The organism is Clostridium prolinivorans, from assembly GCF_004011155.1.
Lineage (GTDB): Bacteria > Bacillota > Clostridia > Clostridiales > Clostridiaceae > Clostridium_AT > Clostridium_AT prolinivorans.
Genome location: NZ_RJWG01000002.1, coordinates 13,856 through 32,580, shown reverse-complemented (window position 1 = coordinate 32,580; position 18,725 = coordinate 13,856). Strand labels below are relative to the sequence as shown.

At 25.8% G+C, this 18,725-nt stretch carries 18 protein-coding genes; 15 read left to right on the top strand and 3 right to left on the bottom strand.

Going from position 1 to position 18,725, the window contains the following annotated elements; translation table 11 throughout:
* The first annotated feature begins 4 nt into the window (after positions 1-4).
* From EGD97_RS02880 to EGD97_RS02860, 5 genes are all read left to right on the top strand, one after another.
* A complete protein-coding gene (locus tag EGD97_RS02880) occupies positions 5-1,066 on the top strand; it encodes a glycosyltransferase family 4 protein (RefSeq protein WP_078682884.1) in 1,062 nt (353 codons plus the stop codon).
* Between the two features lie 16 nt (positions 1,067-1,082).
* Positions 1,083-2,108: a glycosyltransferase family 2 protein gene (locus tag EGD97_RS02875; RefSeq protein ID WP_407643121.1), complete on the top strand. Its 1,026-nt coding sequence runs from the start codon at positions 1,083-1,085 to the stop codon at positions 2,106-2,108.
* 63 nt (positions 2,109-2,171) lie between these two features.
* Entirely contained in the window at positions 2,172-2,837 is a 666-nt protein-coding gene (locus EGD97_RS02870) for a sugar transferase (RefSeq protein WP_323052672.1), read from the top strand.
* A 252-nt stretch (positions 2,838-3,089) separates the two neighbouring features.
* Entirely contained in the window at positions 3,090-4,175 is a 1,086-nt protein-coding gene (locus EGD97_RS02865; RefSeq protein ID WP_127836460.1) for a glycosyltransferase family 4 protein, read from the top strand.
* A gap of 107 nt (positions 4,176-4,282) precedes the next feature.
* Positions 4,283-4,918 (top strand): cyclodeaminase/cyclohydrolase family protein, encoded by a 636-nt coding sequence (locus EGD97_RS02860; RefSeq protein ID WP_127836459.1) that lies wholly within the window; start codon positions 4,283-4,285, stop codon positions 4,916-4,918.
* Positions 4,919-5,217: 299 nt separating this feature from the next.
* On the opposite strand, the gene pdaA is transcribed toward EGD97_RS02860, so the two are convergent.
* Complete coding sequence (gene pdaA, locus EGD97_RS02855; protein WP_127836458.1) at positions 5,218-6,177, bottom strand: delta-lactam-biosynthetic de-N-acetylase; 960 nt, start codon at positions 6,175-6,177, stop codon at positions 5,218-5,220.
* Positions 6,178-6,248: 71 nt separating this feature from the next.
* On the opposite strand from pdaA, the gene EGD97_RS02850 reads away from it, so the two are divergent.
* The 8 genes from EGD97_RS02850 to EGD97_RS02815 all read left to right on the top strand — a co-directional run bounded on the left by EGD97_RS02850 (position 6,249) and on the right by EGD97_RS02815 (position 12,425).
* Positions 6,249-8,003, top strand: coding sequence for an Eco57I restriction-modification methylase domain-containing protein (locus EGD97_RS02850; protein ID WP_078682889.1), 1,755 nt, complete (start codon positions 6,249-6,251; stop codon positions 8,001-8,003).
* A 243-nt stretch (positions 8,004-8,246) separates the two neighbouring features.
* Positions 8,247-8,582, top strand: a complete 336-nt coding sequence (spoIIAA, locus tag EGD97_RS02845; RefSeq protein ID WP_078682890.1) for an anti-sigma F factor antagonist — start codon at positions 8,247-8,249, stop codon at positions 8,580-8,582.
* 15 nt (positions 8,583-8,597) lie between these two features.
* Complete coding sequence (spoIIAB, locus tag EGD97_RS02840; RefSeq protein ID WP_078682891.1) at positions 8,598-9,026, top strand: anti-sigma F factor; 429 nt, start codon at positions 8,598-8,600, stop codon at positions 9,024-9,026.
* A gap of 9 nt (positions 9,027-9,035) precedes the next feature.
* Entirely contained in the window at positions 9,036-9,791 is a 756-nt protein-coding gene (gene sigF / locus EGD97_RS02835) for an RNA polymerase sporulation sigma factor SigF (RefSeq protein WP_078682892.1), read from the top strand.
* Between the two features lie 189 nt (positions 9,792-9,980).
* Complete coding sequence (gene spoVAC, locus EGD97_RS02830) at positions 9,981-10,430, top strand: stage V sporulation protein AC (protein ID WP_078682893.1); 450 nt, start codon at positions 9,981-9,983, stop codon at positions 10,428-10,430.
* Positions 10,431-10,439: 9 nt separating this feature from the next.
* Positions 10,440-11,450 (top strand): stage V sporulation protein AD, encoded by a 1,011-nt coding sequence (gene spoVAD / locus EGD97_RS02825; protein ID WP_078682894.1) that lies wholly within the window; start codon positions 10,440-10,442, stop codon positions 11,448-11,450.
* A 34-nt stretch (positions 11,451-11,484) separates the two neighbouring features.
* Positions 11,485-11,841 (top strand): stage V sporulation protein AE, encoded by a 357-nt coding sequence (gene spoVAE, locus EGD97_RS02820; protein ID WP_164850147.1) that lies wholly within the window; start codon positions 11,485-11,487, stop codon positions 11,839-11,841.
* Positions 11,838-12,425, top strand: a complete 588-nt coding sequence (locus EGD97_RS02815) for a stage V sporulation protein AE (RefSeq protein ID WP_127836457.1) — start codon at positions 11,838-11,840, stop codon at positions 12,423-12,425. Before spoVAE ends, EGD97_RS02815 begins: the two co-directional genes overlap by 4 nt.
* 28 nt (positions 12,426-12,453) lie before the next feature.
* Here the strand turns inward: EGD97_RS02815 and EGD97_RS02810 are convergent, their stop codons facing one another.
* Positions 12,454-15,015: a transglycosylase domain-containing protein gene (locus tag EGD97_RS02810; protein ID WP_127836456.1), complete on the bottom strand. Its 2,562-nt coding sequence runs from the start codon at positions 15,013-15,015 to the stop codon at positions 12,454-12,456.
* 411 nt (positions 15,016-15,426) lie between these two features.
* On the opposite strand from EGD97_RS02810, the gene yunB reads away from it, so the two are divergent.
* Positions 15,427-16,089 carry a sporulation protein YunB gene (gene yunB, locus EGD97_RS02805; protein ID WP_078682898.1) on the top strand — a complete coding sequence of 221 codons (663 nt, stop codon included), beginning with the start codon at positions 15,427-15,429 and terminating at the stop codon, positions 16,087-16,089.
* Between the two features lie 187 nt (positions 16,090-16,276).
* Here yunB and hpt read toward each other — a convergent pair whose 3' ends face one another.
* Positions 16,277-16,804, bottom strand: a complete 528-nt coding sequence (gene hpt / locus EGD97_RS02800; protein ID WP_127836455.1) for a hypoxanthine phosphoribosyltransferase — start codon at positions 16,802-16,804, stop codon at positions 16,277-16,279.
* Between the two features lie 110 nt (positions 16,805-16,914).
* On the opposite strand from hpt, the gene hflX reads away from it, so the two are divergent.
* Positions 16,915-18,699, top strand: a complete 1,785-nt coding sequence (gene hflX, locus EGD97_RS02795; protein WP_078682900.1) for a GTPase HflX — start codon at positions 16,915-16,917, stop codon at positions 18,697-18,699.
* Positions 18,700-18,725: the final 26 nt, after the last annotated feature.

Sequence of the window (18,725 nt, the reverse complement as noted above, 5' to 3'; positions counted from 1 at the left end):
AAGTATGAAAATATGTTTTTTAGGGGATGCTCAAAGTATTCATATTAAAAGATGGTGTGAATTTTTTAGAGATAAAGGTGATGATGTTACTATTGTTACCTTTAGAGATAACTACATTAAAAATATAAATGTTATTAATTTAGGAAAAGACATTAAGGTTAATAGTAATGGAGGGAATTTTTCATACTTAAAAAAGACTGAACATATAAGAAATATAATCAAAGATTTAAAACCTGACATTGTAAATTCTCATTATTTAACAAGCTATGGATTATTAGGAGCTTTAACAAAACAAACTCCTCTTGTTGTATCTACTTGGGGGACTGATATATTAGTTACTCCTAAAAAAAATATTATTTATAAAGAAATAACAAAGTATGTACTTAAAAAATGCGAAATTGTAACTTCTGATTCTAATTATATGAGTAAAGAAATTGAAAAATTAGGAAAAGCTAAAGAACAGATTATTACAGTTCCAATGGGTATAGATGATAAATTTTTTAATAATATTAATAGAAAAAAATACAATAAAACTATATTAAGCTTAAGAACTCTATGCAGCAATTCTAATATAGATGTTATAATTAAAGCTTTTTATAAATTAACTTTAGTTGATTCTGAATTTAAGCTTATTATTGCAAATGATGGAGCAGAAAAACAAATATATATAGATCTTATTAAAGAATTAAAATTAGAAAATAAAATTGATATTTTAGGTAGTGTTGATAAATCTAAAGTGGTAGAATTATTAAAATCATCCACATTATATATATCAATTCCAACTTCAGATTCTACATCAGTTACATTGTTAGAAGCTATGGCTTGTGGTACAATACCTATTGTTTCTAATATACCTGCAAATTTAGAATGGATAATAAATGGATATAATGGATATGTAATAAATGAAATAAATGAAAATAGTTTGTATGAATGTATAATAAATGCTTTTAACAATTTTAATAATTTTAATAATTTTGCTATAATAAATAATGATATAATTTATAAAAAAGCTTTATGGGAAAAAAATATGAATTTTATAAGGAATGCATATTTAAAGTTAATTTAAAAAAGGTGTGTTATCAATTATGGATTTAAAAAAAGTAACAGTAATTATACCAACAAGAAATGAAGAAAAATATATAGGTAAATGTCTAGATTCTTTTGTAAATCAATCTTATCCTAAAGAATTATATGAAATATTTGTAGTAGATGGGCTTTCGGAAGATAAAACTACAGAAATAGTAAAAGAATATAATAAAAAATATAAAAATATACAGTTAATTATTAATCCTGGAAGGATAGTCCCTAAAGGTGTAAATTTAGGCATTAAAAAAAGCAGTGCAGATATTATAATATTATTTGGTGCTCACGCTTATGCTGATAAAGATTTTATAAAAGAGAATGTTATAAGCCTTGAGAACGAAGAAGTTGGTTGTAGTGGAGGACCTATTACCACTATAAGCCATGATTTAAAAGGAGCCGCTATTGCACTTGCTATGAGTTCACCTTTTGGTGTAGGAAATGCTCTTTTTAGATATGCTCAAAAAGAAATTTATGTAGATACAGTAGCTTTTGGAGCTTATAAGAGAGAAGTTTTAGAAAAAGTAGGATATTTAGATGAAGAACTTGTAAGAAATCAAGATGATGAACTTAATTATAGAGTAATTAAAAATGGATACAAAATTTTGCTCTCTCCCAAGATAAAATCTACTTATTACAGTAGATCATCATTTAAAAAGCTTTGGAATCAATATTATCAGTATGGATTTTGGAAAGTTAGAGTTATGCAAAAGCATGGAAAAACTGCATCCTTAAGGCATTTAATTCCTATGGCTTTTGTAATATATAATTTATTAGGATTAATATTAAGTTTAATAAATCACCATTTTATGTATTTGTGGTTACCTGAGATAGCTATATATATTTTATTAGATATATTATTTTCTTTTAAATTATCTAATAAAAATAAAAAATTATTAAAATATTTACCATTTGTATTTCCTATGCTTCATATAAGTTATGGATTAGGATTTATAGAAGGATTATTTTCATTCTATTTATTAAAAAACAAAAGAGCTGTTGAAAAAAATACAAAACTTTCTAGATAATAATAGTGATAGCAAAAGAAGTAGTTAATTATTAAATCATTAAAAATGGCTTTGGAGGGTAACATGGAAAGCATGGAAAATTGTAACAATATTTTTATAGATATAGAAAAAGATATAAATAGCAAAAAAATTCAATTTAGAATTAAAAGAATTTTTGATATTGTATTATCTATAATTGGGATTATAATACTATTACCTATTTTTTTAATAATAACAATTGCTATAAAGCTTGACTCTAAAGGACCAGCATTATTTAAACAAAAACGTGTAGGTAAAGATGGTAGAATTTTTACTATTTATAAATTTAGAACTATGGTTATTAATGCTGAGGCTAAAAGGGATCTTAATATAGATCCTAAAAATATTGAAAATTTTATATTTCAGAGTAAAGAAGATAGTAGAGTAACAAAAGTTGGAAGCTTCTTAAGATCAAGCAGTTTAGATGAAATACCTCAATTATTTAATGTTTTAAATGGAACTATGAGTTTAGTTGGACCACGTCCTGAAATACCAGAAGTTGTTAAATATTATCCTGAAAAATATAAACAAAGGTTATTAGTACTTCCAGGTATAACTGGACTTGCTCAAGTAAATGGCAGAGGAGAAATTGAATTAGGAAAAACAATTTATTATGATTTGAATTATATAAAAAATTTTTCATTGATTTTGGATTTAAAAATAATTTTTAAAACTATTTTTTCTGTAGTAAAAAGAAGAGGAGCATTTTAAATTAAAAAAAGTTTGTTGTAAGGTAATAAAAAATATTTTACAACAGACTTTTTATATTTTATAAGATTTAATTATGCTTAAAAATATTTATAATTTATAAATTTATGTATAAATTATATTAATTATAACAACATAAAATAAAAGCTAATATATTTATTTAAAATTTGTTAATAAAGTTTTCATTAAATTAGCAAATTAAATTGTTAAAATAATTAAAGAATTAGAAATTAATATAATAATTGGAGGAAACTAATGAAAATATGTTATTTAGCAGATGCAGGCAGCATACATACACAAAAATTATGTAAATATTTTGCTAAGAAAGGATATGAAATTACTGTTATATCATTAAGTCCTGGAAATATTGATGGAGTAAAAGTATATAATTTAGGACTAAATATAAATGATATAAAACAAAATAGTATTTTACATAAAACAAAATATATTACTTGCATTTTTAAAATTATAAATATTGTAAAAAAAATAAAGCCTGATATTTTACATGCACATTATGCTTCCAGTTATGGCCTTTTAGGTTCTTTGTGTTTTTATAAACCTTATATAATATCTGTATGGGGCAGCGATATATATGAATTTCCTAATATTAATTTTATATGTAAAAATATAATAAAATTTAATTTATCAAGAGTAGACAAAATATTATCTACAAGTAAAGCTATGGCAAAAGAAACGCAAAAATATACTTCAAAACAAATTGAAATAACACCTTTTGGCGTTGATTTAAATTTGTTTAAAAATAAAGAAAAAGTTAAAAAAGATTATATAACTATTGGGACAATTAAAACTCTTGAGAGTAATTATGGTATAGATTATTTAATAAAAGCATTTGCAATAGTAAAAAAACAAATAGAAAATATAAAATTAGAAATTGCTGGAGAGGGAAGTCAGAGAGAATATTTAGAGAATTTAGCTAAAAGCCTTAATATAGATAAAGATGTTACTTTTTTAGGTTATTTAAGTCAAGAAGAGGTTGCTGATAGATTTAATAATTTTGATATTGCTGTATTTCCTAGTTGTGAAATTGAAAGTTTTGGAGTTGCAGCAGTTGAAGCTCAAGCTTGTGGAGTACCAGTTATTACAACAAATATAGGAGGATTAGTAGAAGCAGCAAAACCAGGTTATTCAAGCATAGTTGTAGAAAAAAAATCAGAAAAATCTTTAGCTGATGCTATGATAAAACTAATTAATGATGAAAAATTACGCATAGAAATGGGCAAAAATGGAAGAAAGTATGTAGAAGAAAATTATAATATACAAGAAAATTTTAAATTATTTGATTCAATATATAAAGAAATTTTGAAAGAAAAAAATATTTAATATAAATAATTATAAAACATAGAAAATGAAAGATGTATAAAGTATAATAAAAGCTGTAAAATTTTTAACATAATTAATTAAGGCCTATTAAGAAAGGTGTGTATAATATGCTTCAAAATTTAACTATCAAATCTTTTATAGATAAATTAGCTTCAAATTCTCCAGTACCAGGAGGCGGTGGTGTAGCTGCATTAGCTGCATCACTTGGAAGTGCTCTTGGCTCTATGGTATTTAATTTGACTATAGGCAAAAAAACATATAATGAATATGATGAATATGTGAAGGCTGAAATATTAAATAGTTTAAATGAAACTAATATTAACAAAGATGAATTTTTAAGTTTAATGGAAAAAGATGCAGAAGAATTTTTAGAACTTATGAATATGTTTAAACTCCCTAAGAATACTGAAGAAGAAAAATATATTAGAGAAACTAAATTAGAAGAAGGATATAAAAAAGCTCTTGAAATACCTTTTAATGTAGCAGAAAAAGCTTTTAAAATGTATAAATATATTGAAATTTCAGCTAAATATGGGAATAAAAATGCTATTTCTGATAGTGGAGTAGCAGCATTACTTTTACAAGCTGCTATTGAAAGCGCAGTTTTGAATGTAAAAATTAATTTGTCGGGAATAAAAGATGAAGAATATAAAGAAAATATTAATAAAAAATGTACATATTTTGTTAATGAAGGATTAAAACTAAAAGAAAACATAATGAATATAGTAAACTCAAAATTATAAATTAAAGGAATTGTTAAAAAATATAGAAGTAAGTTTTCAATTAATGTTATAATAAATAAAAAATATGTGTAAATGAGCTGATAACTGTCTAAGAAACTCTAAGCTTAAAATAGACACAAATCAAGTGCTTTCGTTAACTCACTAACGCTCAAACAAACGAAAATCACTAGGATTTGTGTCTATTCTTTCGCAAAGAGATTCTATACTTCACTTAAAGCTCATTTTTACACATATTTTATTTATTTCCTATTAATATAGCCTAAACAATATATACTTTGCAAAAGTACATTTAATTTTATTTATTGTGGAAGATCATTTAATGTTTTAAGCTCAAAACCTTTGCTTTTCCATTCCTTTATAACAGAATCTAGTATTTCGGCATTTGTTTTTGATACTGCATGTAAAAGGAATATACCTCCATTGTGAGTCCTTTCCATTATTATTTTTTTAGCATATTCATGAGAAGGTTGTTTTTCAGGTATCCAATCTTTATAAGCAAAACTCCAAAATATTGTCTTATATCCTAATTCTTGAGTATAATGCATGGAAAGTTCGCTGTATTTTCCCATAGGTGGTCTAAAAAACTTAGGCATCTTTGTACCTGTAACTTCTTCAAAAGCTTTTTCTGTAAGAGTAAATTCTTCTTCAAATTTTTCTTTACCTTTTAGAGCAACTTTTGCCATAGAAGGATGACTATTTGAATGATTACATACAAGATGTCCTTCATTGACCATTCTTTTTATTAAATCTTTATTACGATTGATATAATCTGTTGTTACAAAAAAAGCAGCTTTAACATTATTTTCTTTTAGAACATCTAATATTTTAGATGTATATCCGTTTTCATATCCTTCATCAAAAGTTAAATATATTTCTTTTTTTGAAGTATCTCCTAAATAATATCCTGAATATTTTTTTAGTATATTTAATACTTCAGGTGGTTCTTCTGAAGGAGTACCATCTTTTTTAGGTTTATAAAACCAATCTTTTTCTGTAGTATTAAAATTATTGGTTTTACTTGTTTGAAAATTATTTTCTTTTGGGGATAATTCTTTTTGTATAGGAGATATTCCACTTTTATTTTTATTTGATTCTTCAGGCTCAGTTACTTGTATATATTCTTGAAATTTAGGTGTATTTTCAAGGATTATAGTCTTATTAGCTGCTACTGATATTTTTTTGCTTTTATTTATTATTCTATAACAAGAAGTTATAGAAAGAGAAAAAACAAGAAAAAACGATAGAAACTTTTTATCCATATTTTGTCCCTCCTTTAGTTATGGTATAATTTTATAGAAACTAATTAAAATTATATAATGGAGATTTTAAAATGCATGATAATTTTGTAGAAAGCATTGAAAAAATTTATGATATTATTCTACAGCCTATTGATATTATTTACAAAACTACTGCAATAAATAATTATAAATTGAAATTAAATATTGGTAAAAATGAAAGATTTGGCGAATATTATTTTAATTTGGTAGAAAATAAAAAAAGTAAAGGAGTCATATATACTCCACCAGAAATTTCTAAATTTATAGTTTGTAATACAATAATAAGTTCAGATGTAATTAATAATCCTTATATAAAAATTGCAGATCCATCTTGCGGATGTGGAAATTTAATAATTGAATGTTATAAACACTTAAAAAATATTTATAAAGAAAACTTATACAAAATAAATAATATACATAATATAAACTTAAAAGAAGAAGATATAGATAAACATATAATTTATAATAATTTATTTGGATTTGATATTGATGAAACTGCATTAAAAATTTTGTTAATAGATTTATTTAGTATAGGAGAAACTATAAAACCACAAAATTTTGTAAAAGATGATTTTTTACTTAAAGAAAATAATTCAAAGTTTGATATTTTTATAGGTAATCCTCCTTATATTGGACAAAAATCACTAGATAAAAATTACTCAAATATTATAAGAAATAAATATAATAAAGTATTTAAAGATAAAGGAGATTTATCTTATTGTTTTTTTTATGAAGCCATAAACAATTTGAATAAAATGGGAAAACTTACATTTATAACTTCAAGATATTTTATTGAATCTTTAAGCGGTAAAGAATTAAGAAAAACTTTAAAAGAATATTTTTCTATTGATAAAATTATAGATTTTTATGGAGTAAGGCCTTTTAAAAATGTTGGTATAGATACTGTAATAATATTTTTAACATTAGAAAGTAAAAATGAAAATATAGAAGTTTTAAAACCTTTATTAAAAAAAGAAAAATATTTTTTTAATTCACTTTTTAATAATGAAGGAAAATATTATAAATCATTTTATATAAACAAAAATATATTAAATAACAATGGATGGATATTAATAGATGAAACTGAAAGAAAAATAATAGATAAAATTGAACAAAAATGCTTTACAACATTAAGCAATATATGTTTTAGTTTTCAAGGAATAATAACTGGATGCGATAAAGCTTTTGTAGTAGATAAAAATACAATTGATAATGAAAATTTAGAAACTTCTATAATAAAACCTTGGATAAAGAGCAGCTTTATTGAAAAAGACAAAGTTATTAAAAAAGATCTTTATTTAATATATTCAGATTTGATTGATGATGAAAATGAATTTCCCAATATAATAAGCCATATTTCAAAATTTAAAGAAAAACTTTTAAATAGAAGAGAATGTAAAAAAGGTATAAGAAAATGGTATGAACTTCAATGGGGTAGAGATTATACTATTTTTGAGGGAGAAAAAATAGTATTTCCATTTAAATCAAATAATAATCGATTTTCATTAGATAAGGGAAGCTTTTTTAGTGCTGATGTTTATTGTCTTAAATTAAAAGAAGATATTCCATTTTCTTATGAATATTTATTAAAAATTTTAAATAGTAAAATATATGAATTTTATTTTAAAACTTTTGCTAAAAAACTTGGAGTAGATATTTATGAATATTATCCTAATAATTTAATGAAACTTTGTATACCAAATTATATGGATTTAGAAAATAATATAGATAATACTTTATATAATTTTTTTAATATAAGTAATTTCGAAATTGATATAATAGAGTCATATATAGATATTAAAAAATAAAATTTGAACTTTAAAATTATATGTTTAACTTTTAAAAGTTCAAATTTTATTTTTTTGTAAAATTGCAAGAAAATATTAACAAATTAAATGTATAATTAATATAAATATGGTTAAAATATAAAAAGATATAAAATTTTATGCATTTTTAGAAGGAAAATAATGGAATGTATAGAATAATAATATATGGACAAAATTAAAATTTGTCTTGATATTAAAATATTTACTAGATAGAGGGGGATATGAATGTATTTAAAGTTTCAAAAACAAGATGAGAAACTTATAGTGCATATGTCAGGAGAACTGGATCATCATAGCGCTGAAGAAGTAAGGAATAAAATAGATGATAGACTTGATAGAGATAATATAGAAAAGTTAATTTTAGATTTTACCAATGTTACTTTTATGGATAGCTCAGGTATAGGAGTTGTTATTGGAAGATATAAAAAACTTTCTATGAAAAAAGGGGAAGTCTGCATAACTAATGTAAATAATTCAGTAAAGAGAGTTTTTGACTTATCTGGCATGTTTAAAATAATTAAGCTTTATGAAAATGTGGAACAAGCATTAAAGAGTATTTAATGTGGGGGGATAAAAATGTACGATAATATGATGAAGATAGAATTTTTAAGTAAATCACAAAATGAAGGTTTTGCCAGAGTAGCAGTAGCAGCCTTTGTATCTCAGCTTGATCCTACTATTGAAGAAATTACAGATGTTAAAACAGCGGTATCAGAAGCTGTAACTAATGCTATAATACATGGTTATGGCGGAGGTGAGGGAATAGTTAAAATTGAGGCAAGAATAGAAGGAAATGAACTTACTATTATAGTAAGCGATGAAGGAGTAGGTATAGATAATATTGAACTTGCTATGCAGCCACTTTATACTTCAAGGCCAGATCTTGAAAGATCTGGTATGGGATTTACTGTAATGGAAACTTTTATGGATAATTTACAAGTAACTTCAGAAAAAGGAAAAGGAACAAATATAATAATGAAAAAGGTTTTTAAACCTTTAAATTAGGTGGAAGTTATGGATGAAGAGATTCTAAAAAAACAGGAATATAATTATGAAGATAATTTAGAACTTATAATAAAAGCAAGAAATGGAGATAAAGAGGCTTTAGATAATTTAATTCAGATTAATTTGCCTCTTGTTTCAGCTATAAGTAAAAAATTTTTAAATAGAGGATATGAATATGAAGATATTTTTCAGATAGGTTCTATGGGACTAGTTAAAGCTGTTAATAATTTTGATCCTAAATTTAATGTAAAATTTTCTACTTATGCTGTTCCAATGATTATGGGAGAAATAAAAAGATTTATAAGAGATGATGGTATTATAAAGGTAAGTAGAAGTGTAAAAAATGTTGCTCGAAAACTTCATTATGATAAAGAAACTCTATCTAAAAAATTAGGCAGAGAACCTACAATTGAGGAATTATCTCAATATACAGGTATAAGTAGTGAAGAGATTATATTTGCTTTAGAATCAGCAAATGGAATGCAATATTTATATGATACTATACATCAAGATGATGGTTCTCCAGTTCTTTTAATCGATAAACTTAGTGAAAACTTTGAAGAAGATAATGAAATAGTTGATAAAATAGCATTAAAAGAAGCGTTATCAAATTTAGATACAAAAGCTAGACAAATAATTATGCTTAGATATTTTAAAGATAAAACTCAGGTTCAAGTGGCAAAACTTCTTGGTATAAGTCAAGTTCAAGTATCTAGAATTGAAAAAAAAGTGTTAAAAATTATGAAAGAAAGATTAAGTGGATAGGATACAAAATGTGTATCCTATTTTTATTAAAATATTGTATATAATATTTTTAAATAATTAAAGATTTCAGATAAAAATTATACTGAAGTCTTTTTTATTTACAGTAAAATTAATTTATTGAATAACAAATATTAATTTGCACAAAATATTTTTAAGAAATTATTATAAAAATCAAGGAAGTGAAAATAGATGGATAAAAAAGACGAGAAATTAAAGCAAAAATTTCAAACTGTATCTTCCGAAATTAAACCAAAATCTAATTTATTAAAAAATTGTATAAATGCCTTTTGGGTTGGAGGGCTTATTTGTGTAATTGGTCAATTAGTTATGAACTATTTTACAAGTTTAGGTCTTCCAAAAGACGTTGTATCTAGTTTAGTTTCTATAACAATGGTATTTTTAGGAGCATTTCTTACAGGAATAGGAATTTATGATAAAATAGCTGGTTTTGCAGGAGCTGGCAGCTTGGTACCAATTACAGGCTTCGCAAATTCTATAGTTTCTCCTGCAATGGAATTTAAAAAAGAAGGATTTATATTTGGAGTAGCAGCAAAAATGTTTACTATAGCTGGTCCGGTTTTAGTTTATGGTATTGGTTCATCAGTAATAGTAGGAATAATATATTATTTTATTAAGTAGGTGATGATTATGAACAAAAGAGTAGGAAATCAAACTATAAAAACTGACAGTAAACCTAGAATTATTTCTACTTATAGTGTAGTGGGACCTAAAGAAGGAGAAGGCCCTTTAAAAGACTATTTTGATAGAATACTTCAAGATGATTTAAATGGCATGGATACTTATGAAAAAGCTGAAAGCAGTATGCTATATATGGCTGTAACTGAAAGTATAAAAAAAGCTAATTTAAAAGAAGAAGACATAAATTACTTAGTTGCAGGAGATTTATTAAATCAGCTTACATCTTCATGTTTTGCAGCAAAAGATGTAAATATACCTTTTGTAGGTTTATTTGGAGCCTGTTCAACTATGACTGAGTCTTTAGGAGTAGCGGCTATGCTTATGGATGGAGGATTTGCTAATTATGCAGTTGCAGCAACTTCTTCACATTTTTCTTCTGCAGAGAGACAATTTAGATTCCCACTAGAATATGGAAGTCAAAGACCACCAACAGCACAATGGACTGTAACAGGATCAGGTGCCATGGTTTTAGGGAAAGAAGGCAATTATCCTTATGTTAGTTATGTAACTATAGGAAAAGTAAAAGATTATGGAGTAAATGATGTTAACAATATGGGAGAAGCTATGGCTCCTGCAGCAGTAAGTACAATTTCACAGCATCTTATAGATACTGGAAGAAAAGCTGAAGATTATGATTTAATTGTGACAGGAGATCTTGGAAAATTCGGGAAAGAAATTACTATGAAGCTCTTATTAGAAGAATATAATTATGATTTGAGTAAAAACTATATTGATTGTGGTGAAGAAATATTTGATAATGAAAGGCAGAATACCAATGCTGGAGGCAGTGGCTGTGGATGTTCGGCAGTAGTAGACTGTGGCTATATATACAAAAATATGATAAGTGGTAAATTAAAAAAAGTTCTACTTGTATCAACAGGAGCTTTATTAAGTTCTACATCATGCTATCAAGGATTAAATATTCCTGGTGTTGCACATGCTGTTGCTGTAGAAATATAAACACTTATTGACAGCTAGAAGGAGGCTTCTAATAATGGATTATATTAACGCATTTATAGTTGGAGGTATATTCTGTGTTATAGCACAAATACTAATTGATAAAACAAAACTTACTCCAGGAAGAATATTAGTAAGTTTTGTAACTATTGGAGTTATACTTGGTGCTCTAAAAATTTACGATCCTATTATAGGAATTGGTAAAGCAGGAGCAACCATTCCTCTTCCCGGGTTTGGATGTAGTTTAGCAAAAGGTGTAATGAAGGAAGTAGATAAGGTAGGAATTTTAGGTGCTTTCACAGGTGGTATAAAAGAAACAGCAGGTGGAATTACTGCTGCTATAGTATTTGGCTATTTAATGGCAGTATTATTTAATCCTAAAACTAAGAAGTGAATACTTTGAAAAGAAGAGTAATAATAGTTACAGATGGTGATGATATTGCTAAAAGAGCTGTAGAAGAAGCATCTAAAAACATAGGAGGACGATGTATATCTCTTTCTGCAGGTAATCCTACGAAATTAAGCGGTAAAAAAATTGTGGAATTTATAAAAATGGCAAAATATGATCCCGTGATAGTTATGGCAGATGATAAAGGAGACACAGGCATGGGAGATGGAGAAAAAGCTATATATACAATTATAAATGATGAAGATATAGAAGTAATAGGTATAGTAGCTGTTGCCTCAAATACATCTAAAGTAAAGGGTGTTAAAGTAGACTGTTCTATAGATAAGTTTGGAAATTTAACATATAAAGCAGTAGATAAATATGGTAATGAAACAAATACTTGTATATTAAAAGGTGATACAGTAAATATATTATCAAACATTGATGTACCATATATAGTTGGAATTGGAGATATAGGTAAAATGGATGGTAAAGATAACATAACTATAGGAGCGCCTATAATTACAAAAGCTATGGAAGAAATTTTAAAAAATTACAACAAAAAACTTGTGAATTTTAGTAAAAAATAAAGAAAGTCATATGACTTTCTTTATTTTTTTATTGTGTATTACTATTTTGTAAATCATTTTGAGGTTGATCTGGTTTAGTTTCTGCGTTTGAATTTGAATTTGAATTTGAATTTGTATTTGAATTTGAGTTTATATTACTATTATTTTTTGTATCTTGAGTATCACTTTTCTCTTGATTATTAGGTTGTTCCTGCTCTGGTGATGTAGGTACAGGATTAGGGGTAGGTTCTGGTACTACTGGTGCTGGAGCAGGTTTAGTATCATCTATTTCAGTAGGAAGTACATAAGCGCTATCTTCAAGAGTTTTTGATGATTTATGATCTCTTTTTATAAATATTCTTTTTTCTAAAAGTTCTGCTGGAGTAAATTCATTTGCAATTTTACCATTTGATTTATTAATTTGCGCTTCTACATGAATATCACAAAGTGCAGTTGGCTGAGTACCAGCTATAAAAATTTCTGTATATACTTGACTGCCTCTAGGGTCTTTATAGCAAAGATCAGTAGGAACTTTTCCAGATTCTTTGCAAACTTGTCTTGAAACTATACCAGAAGGCATTTGTATATCTTTTACTGCTAAATCTTTATGAGCAGCCTTCATTATTTTACCCCACATAGCAGCGGCAGTATTACTTCCTATACCTTTAGAAGGAAACGATTCAGGTTTATCATGACCTATCCAAATAGATCCTGAATAATAAGGAGTTAATCCACTAAACCATAATTCCATTCTTTCTCCTGTAGTACCAGTTTTACCTGCTACAGGCATAGAACCAAATTTTGCATTAGTTCCAGTACCTCCAGGACTTACAGGACCTTTCAACATGTCATACATAATATATGCACTTTGAGGACTAAGTACTTTTCGAGTTGATAATTTACTTTCTAATATAACAGCTCCTCGTCTATCTATAACTTTTGTATATAATCTTGGTTCAGTATATATACCATTGTTACCAAAAGTACCAAAAGCAGCTGCCATAGTTAGTGTATTTTCACCATCATTCATTTCGCCTAAAGCAAGTGAAGCAAGACTAGCCTTATCATCGGAATTAAATGTTAAACCAAATTTTTCTCCATAAGATATACCCGTTTGAAGACCTATTGCAAATTCTTGTTTTACAGCTACTAAATTTATTGACTCTTTTAATGCTTCTCTTAAAGTAACATATCCTTTATATTTTAAATTAGCATTTTTAGGCTCCCATCCAGGCCATTGTTTCCTTATATCACTTCCAATAGGAGAATCTTCTACAACAGTAGCAGCTGTAGCTTGTTTTGAATCTATAGCAGGCGCATAAACTGTAAGAGGTTTTATATTAGAACCTACAGGCTTTAAAAATTCTTTTGAACCGTTAAAAGCTGCCCTATTAAAAGATCTTGCAGGTTGTTTACCTCTTCCGCCAATTAAGGCTTTAACTTCTCCAGTACGATAATCCATTACAACGGCAGAAGCTTGAGGATCCATAATTTTGTCATTAGTTAAAAGTTTAGTTTTAACACTTCCATAATTTGAGCTATCATCTATAATAGATTGAGCAGCATCTTGGAGAGATCTATCCATAGTAGTATATATTTTAAGACCTCCATATGACAATAAATTATTAACTTCTTCATCAGTATACTTATATTGTGCTTTTAAATCTCTTTTTACTTGCTCTAAAGCGGGTAAGACAAACCATTCATAAGCTAATCTATTATTATTTATAGAAGAAGATTTATTAAATTTTAAACCTTCTACAGTTACTTGAGATATAGCCTCATTATATTGTTCTTGTGATATATAATTATTTTTTAACATCATACTTAATACAGTTTTAGTCCTATTTAAATAAGGAGTAGGATTTTTTTGTGCAGATTCTAAAAATGCATTATATATTCCAGGAGCTTGAGGAAGTCCAGCTATGTAAGCTGCCTGAACTAAAGTTAAATCTTTTGCGGATTTATTAAAATAGTATTTAGATGCAGCTTCAACCCCATGAATTATGCCTCCAAAAGGAACTGTATTCATATAAGCCTCTAGAATTTGTTCTTTACTTAAATATTTTTTTTCTAGTTCTATAGATAAATACATTTCTCTGATTTTTCTTGTAAAAGTATCTAAAAAAGTAGATTCTTTTTCACGGGTAGTAAGAAGAGCATTTCTAACAAGCTGTTGAGTTATAGTAGAAGCTCCCTGCATTTGATTTTTTCCTTTTAACTTATTTAATATATCAATATATACAACTCCTAAAACTCTTTTATAGTCTACTCCTTTATGACTATAAAACCTTTCATCTTCTATGCTAATGAAAGCATTAACTAAATCTTTCGAAACATCTTTAATAGAAACTACATCTCTTTTTTCAGAACTTGCAACATCGTCAATGTAATTTCCATCACTATCATATACAGAAGAAGGCTCACTTAAAGTTAAAATAGTATCAACATCTAAAGGTGGGGAAGTTTTAATAATAGCAAATATTACACCAGCACCTGCTACACCACATAAAATAAAAATAATTAAAAGAGAAATAAGTATATTTTTTAATATCTTTAAAGTCTTTTTTTTAGCTTTCTTAGTATTATTAGATTTTTTTTCTTCTTGCATATATTAATCCTCCTTGAAAACCTGTCCAAATAATAATATAGACAACCTTTCATTATTATATCATAATATAAAAAATATATAAATCTATAGAAATTAAGTATTTTTGTATATAAAAAATAAATATGTACACTACCAATATTTACAAAAATAAAAAATTTATTCAGATTTAAGTATTAAAATTGAATAAGTTTAAATAAATTATATTATAGATATCAATAATGAAAACTAAATAACTAAATATAAGTAATATAAGAAATAAATATTTCATTTAATATTATTTAATAAATATTATTATTTTATTAAATAGCTCTATATTAAACTTTTAAAATTTATACAATAGAGATGAGCATAATTAAGAAATTTAGTTATAGGCTGAAAAAGTAAATTTTACATTAAAAAGAAGGTGATATTATAAAGAAAAAAAATAAAGTAAAAATTATATTGATATTTATAAGTATACTTATGAGCTTTAATATATTTATATATGCTTTAGATAAAATAATAACTCCAACAATAATGGTAGTTGCAGATGCTCAAATGAGATTTAAATCTATGGAAATAATAAACAATGCTATATTAAATGAATGTTCTAAAGAATTTAATTATGATGATATAATACATATTGAAAAAGATAAAGATGGGAATATAGTTTTCCTTAAAGCAGATACTTTAAAAATGAATAAAATAGCAACAGATATATCTATAAGTTCTCAAAATGAGTTAAAAAAAATGGGAGAGACAGGAATAAAAATTCCCATAGGATATATATTTAAAAATAATATTTTGGCACAAATGGGGCCTAAAGTACCAGTTATTATGGAACCTATAGGATATATAGAAACTAAATATCAATCGGAATTTGAAAGTGCTGGAATAAATCAAACAAGACATAAAATATATGTTCAAGTTTCTGCAAGGGTAAGAGTAATAATTCCAACTAAAAATAACGAAATTGAAGTTAAAAGAGAAGTACCTATAGCTGAAACTATAATAGTTGGTAAAATACCAAATACATTTATAGATCTAGATTTAAATGATGCTTCTTATAAACTAGATAATACATATAAAAATTAAAAAACTTGATTATAAAATAAACTTTATTAAAAGCCATATTATATAATAATATTATTTATATAATTTTATAAATAAAAGCCATGCATAAAAAAGAAATAGAATATATCTTAATTTTATGTATGGCTTTTCAATATTTTTAAAGTATTTATATTTTAAAAATATTATTATTTGTATAACATTTATAACATTAATTTTCTTCCCAGTTAAATACATAAGGAATATTTCTATAATGATCTCCATAATTTAATCCATATCCTACAACAAAAACATTAGGAATTTTAAAGCAGCAGAAATCTGGATTTAAATCTACTTTTCTTCTTTCTGGTTTATCAAGGAATACACAACTTTTAACAGATTTTGCTCCTAATGATTTTACATGATCCATAACAAATTTCATTGTAATACCACTATCAATTATATCATCTACAACTAAAACATCATACCCTTCAATATTATCAGGTACATCATTTACTATATTTACAACGCCTGAAGTTTCTTCGCTATTACCATAGCTAGATGTAGTCATAAATCCAATTTTAACAGGTACATCTATATGCCTTACTAAATCAGCTGTGAAAATAAAACTACCTCTTAATAAAGAAAGCACATATAAGTTTTTGCCCTGATAATTTTTAGTAATTTCATGGCCGACTTCTGATACTCTTTTTTCAATTTCCTCTTTAGTTATAAGTATATTTCTTTTTTTATTTTCCATTGCAATCCTCCAAATTAATAGATATTTACAAGATTGTTTTTATAGTATAAAATTATATGAAAGTTGTCAAGTAGAGGAATATTTTTGAAATTAATAAACGGAGTGATATAATGATATATGGGAATATAGAAGGAATTAAAAATTCATTATTAGAAAAATTAGAAAAATTATATGATATTAATATTTATAAAGATGAACTTTTTACTGAAGAGATTTCTACTATAATTTGCGATATAACAAATAAAATAAATAGAGAAATAAGTATAGCTATAGATAGAAAAGGAAAAATTATAAATATAGCCATAGGAGATAGTTCTACTGTTGAAATGCCTGTAATAGATATAAATGAAAAAAAACTTTCAGGCATAAGAATAATACATACTCATCCCAATGGAAGTTCAAAACTTTCAGCTTTAGATTTATCAGCTCTTTTAAAACTTAAACTAGATTGTATTGCAGCTTTATCAGAAAAAGATGGTAAATGTTTAGAAGTGAGTATAGGTTTTTGCTGTGTGCAAAATAACACACTAACAGAAGAAATAGTAGGGCCATTATCTTTAAAAGAAGCTATAAATTTTAACTTTTTAGATAAAATACAATATATAGAATCTATACTAAAAAATTATGAAGTTTTAGAAGATAAAACAGAAAGAGCTTTATTAGTAGGAGTAGAAAGTGAAGAAAGTTTAGATGAACTTGAGGAACTTGCTAAAGCTTGCAATGTAAATCCTATATATAAAGTTTTTCAAAAAAGAAATAAAATAGATTCTGCTTTTTATATAGGAAAAGGAAAAGTAGAAGAAATTTCAATGTTACGTCAAGCTTTAAAAGCAAATGTAATAATTTTTGATGACGAACTTAGTGGATCTCAAGTTAGAAATCTTGAAGATATTATAGGAACTAAGGTAATTGATAGAACAACTCTTATATTAGATATATTTGCAAGAAGAGCTAAAAGCAAAGAAGCTAAAATACAAGTTGAACTTGCACAATTAAAATACAGGCTTCCAAGGCTTACAGGATTAGGTACAGTACTTTCAAGAACAGGTGGAGGTATTGGTACAAGAGGACCTGGCGAAAAGAAACTTGAAACAGATAGAAGGCATATAAAAGAAAGAATATACGATCTTAATAGAGAACTTGAAAAAACAAAAAAACATAGGGAAACACAAAGAGAAAGAAGAAATGATATTCCAAAGGTATCTTTAGTTGGATATACTAATGCGGGGAAGTCTACATTACGAAATAAAATTTGTGATATAGCTATGCCTAAAGATTTTCCTTTAAAAGAAAAAGTTTTTGAGGCAGATATGTTATTTGCAACGCTGGATATAACAACTAGAGCTGTGCTTCTTAAAGATAATAGACTTATAACTTTAAGTGATACAGTAGGTTTTATAAGAAAATTACCTCATGATTTAATTGAAGCCTTTAAATCTACTTTAGAGGAAGTTATAAATTCAGATCTTTTACTTCATGTAGTAGATAGTTCATCTAATGAAGCTCTAAAGCAGATTGAAGCTGTAAACTTAGTACTTAAAGAGCTTAACGCTATAAATAAGCCAACTATATTGGTACTAAATAAAATAGATAAAGCAATTGAAGAAAATATAAAAAATATAAAAGAAAATTATAAAGACATGAATATTATAGAGGTATCAGCTAAAGAAAATATAAATATTGATACTCTTTTAGATGAAATTTCTAAAAATCTTCCTAAGATTTTAATAAAAGCAGAATTTTTAATACCTTATACAGAACAATCTATAGCAGCCTTCCTTTATAGAAATGCTAATGTTTATAAACAAGAATATAACGAGAATGGAACTTGTATATTTGCAGATGTTGATGAAGAAATTTACAATAAATGCAAAAAATATTTAATAAAAAAATAATATTATTAAACCTAATAATCTATATA

Bases quoted from the DNA above. Each gene is read 5' to 3' on its own strand.
- EGD97_RS02880 (WP_078682884.1), top strand. From the start codon at position 5: ATGAAAATATGTTTTTTAGGGGATGCTCAAAGTATTCATATTAAAAGA.
- hflX (WP_078682900.1), top strand. From the start codon at position 16,915: ATGATATATGGGAATATAGAAGGAATTAAAAATTCATTATTAGAAAAA.
- pdaA (WP_127836458.1), bottom strand. From the start codon at position 6,177: ATGGATAAAAAGTTTCTATCGTTTTTTCTTGTTTTTTCTCTTTCTATA.
- sigF (WP_078682892.1), top strand. From the start codon at position 9,036: ATGGATGAAGAGATTCTAAAAAAACAGGAATATAATTATGAAGATAAT.
- hpt (WP_127836455.1), bottom strand. From the start codon at position 16,804: ATGGAAAATAAAAAAAGAAATATACTTATAACTAAAGAGGAAATTGAA.
- EGD97_RS02870 (WP_323052672.1), top strand. From the start codon at position 2,172: ATGGAAAGCATGGAAAATTGTAACAATATTTTTATAGATATAGAAAAA.
- spoIIAA (WP_078682890.1), top strand. From the start codon at position 8,247: ATGTATTTAAAGTTTCAAAAACAAGATGAGAAACTTATAGTGCATATG.
- EGD97_RS02810 (WP_127836456.1), bottom strand. From the start codon at position 15,015: ATGCAAGAAGAAAAAAAATCTAATAATACTAAGAAAGCTAAAAAAAAG.
- spoVAC (WP_078682893.1), top strand. From the start codon at position 9,981: ATGGATAAAAAAGACGAGAAATTAAAGCAAAAATTTCAAACTGTATCT.
- EGD97_RS02865 (WP_127836460.1), top strand. From the start codon at position 3,090: ATGAAAATATGTTATTTAGCAGATGCAGGCAGCATACATACACAAAAA.
- spoIIAB (WP_078682891.1), top strand. From the start codon at position 8,598: ATGTACGATAATATGATGAAGATAGAATTTTTAAGTAAATCACAAAAT.
- spoVAE (WP_164850147.1), top strand. From the start codon at position 11,485: ATGGATTATATTAACGCATTTATAGTTGGAGGTATATTCTGTGTTATA.
- EGD97_RS02850 (WP_078682889.1), top strand. From the start codon at position 6,249: ATGCATGATAATTTTGTAGAAAGCATTGAAAAAATTTATGATATTATT.
- spoVAD (WP_078682894.1), top strand. From the start codon at position 10,440: ATGAACAAAAGAGTAGGAAATCAAACTATAAAAACTGACAGTAAACCT.
- EGD97_RS02860 (WP_127836459.1), top strand. From the start codon at position 4,283: ATGCTTCAAAATTTAACTATCAAATCTTTTATAGATAAATTAGCTTCA.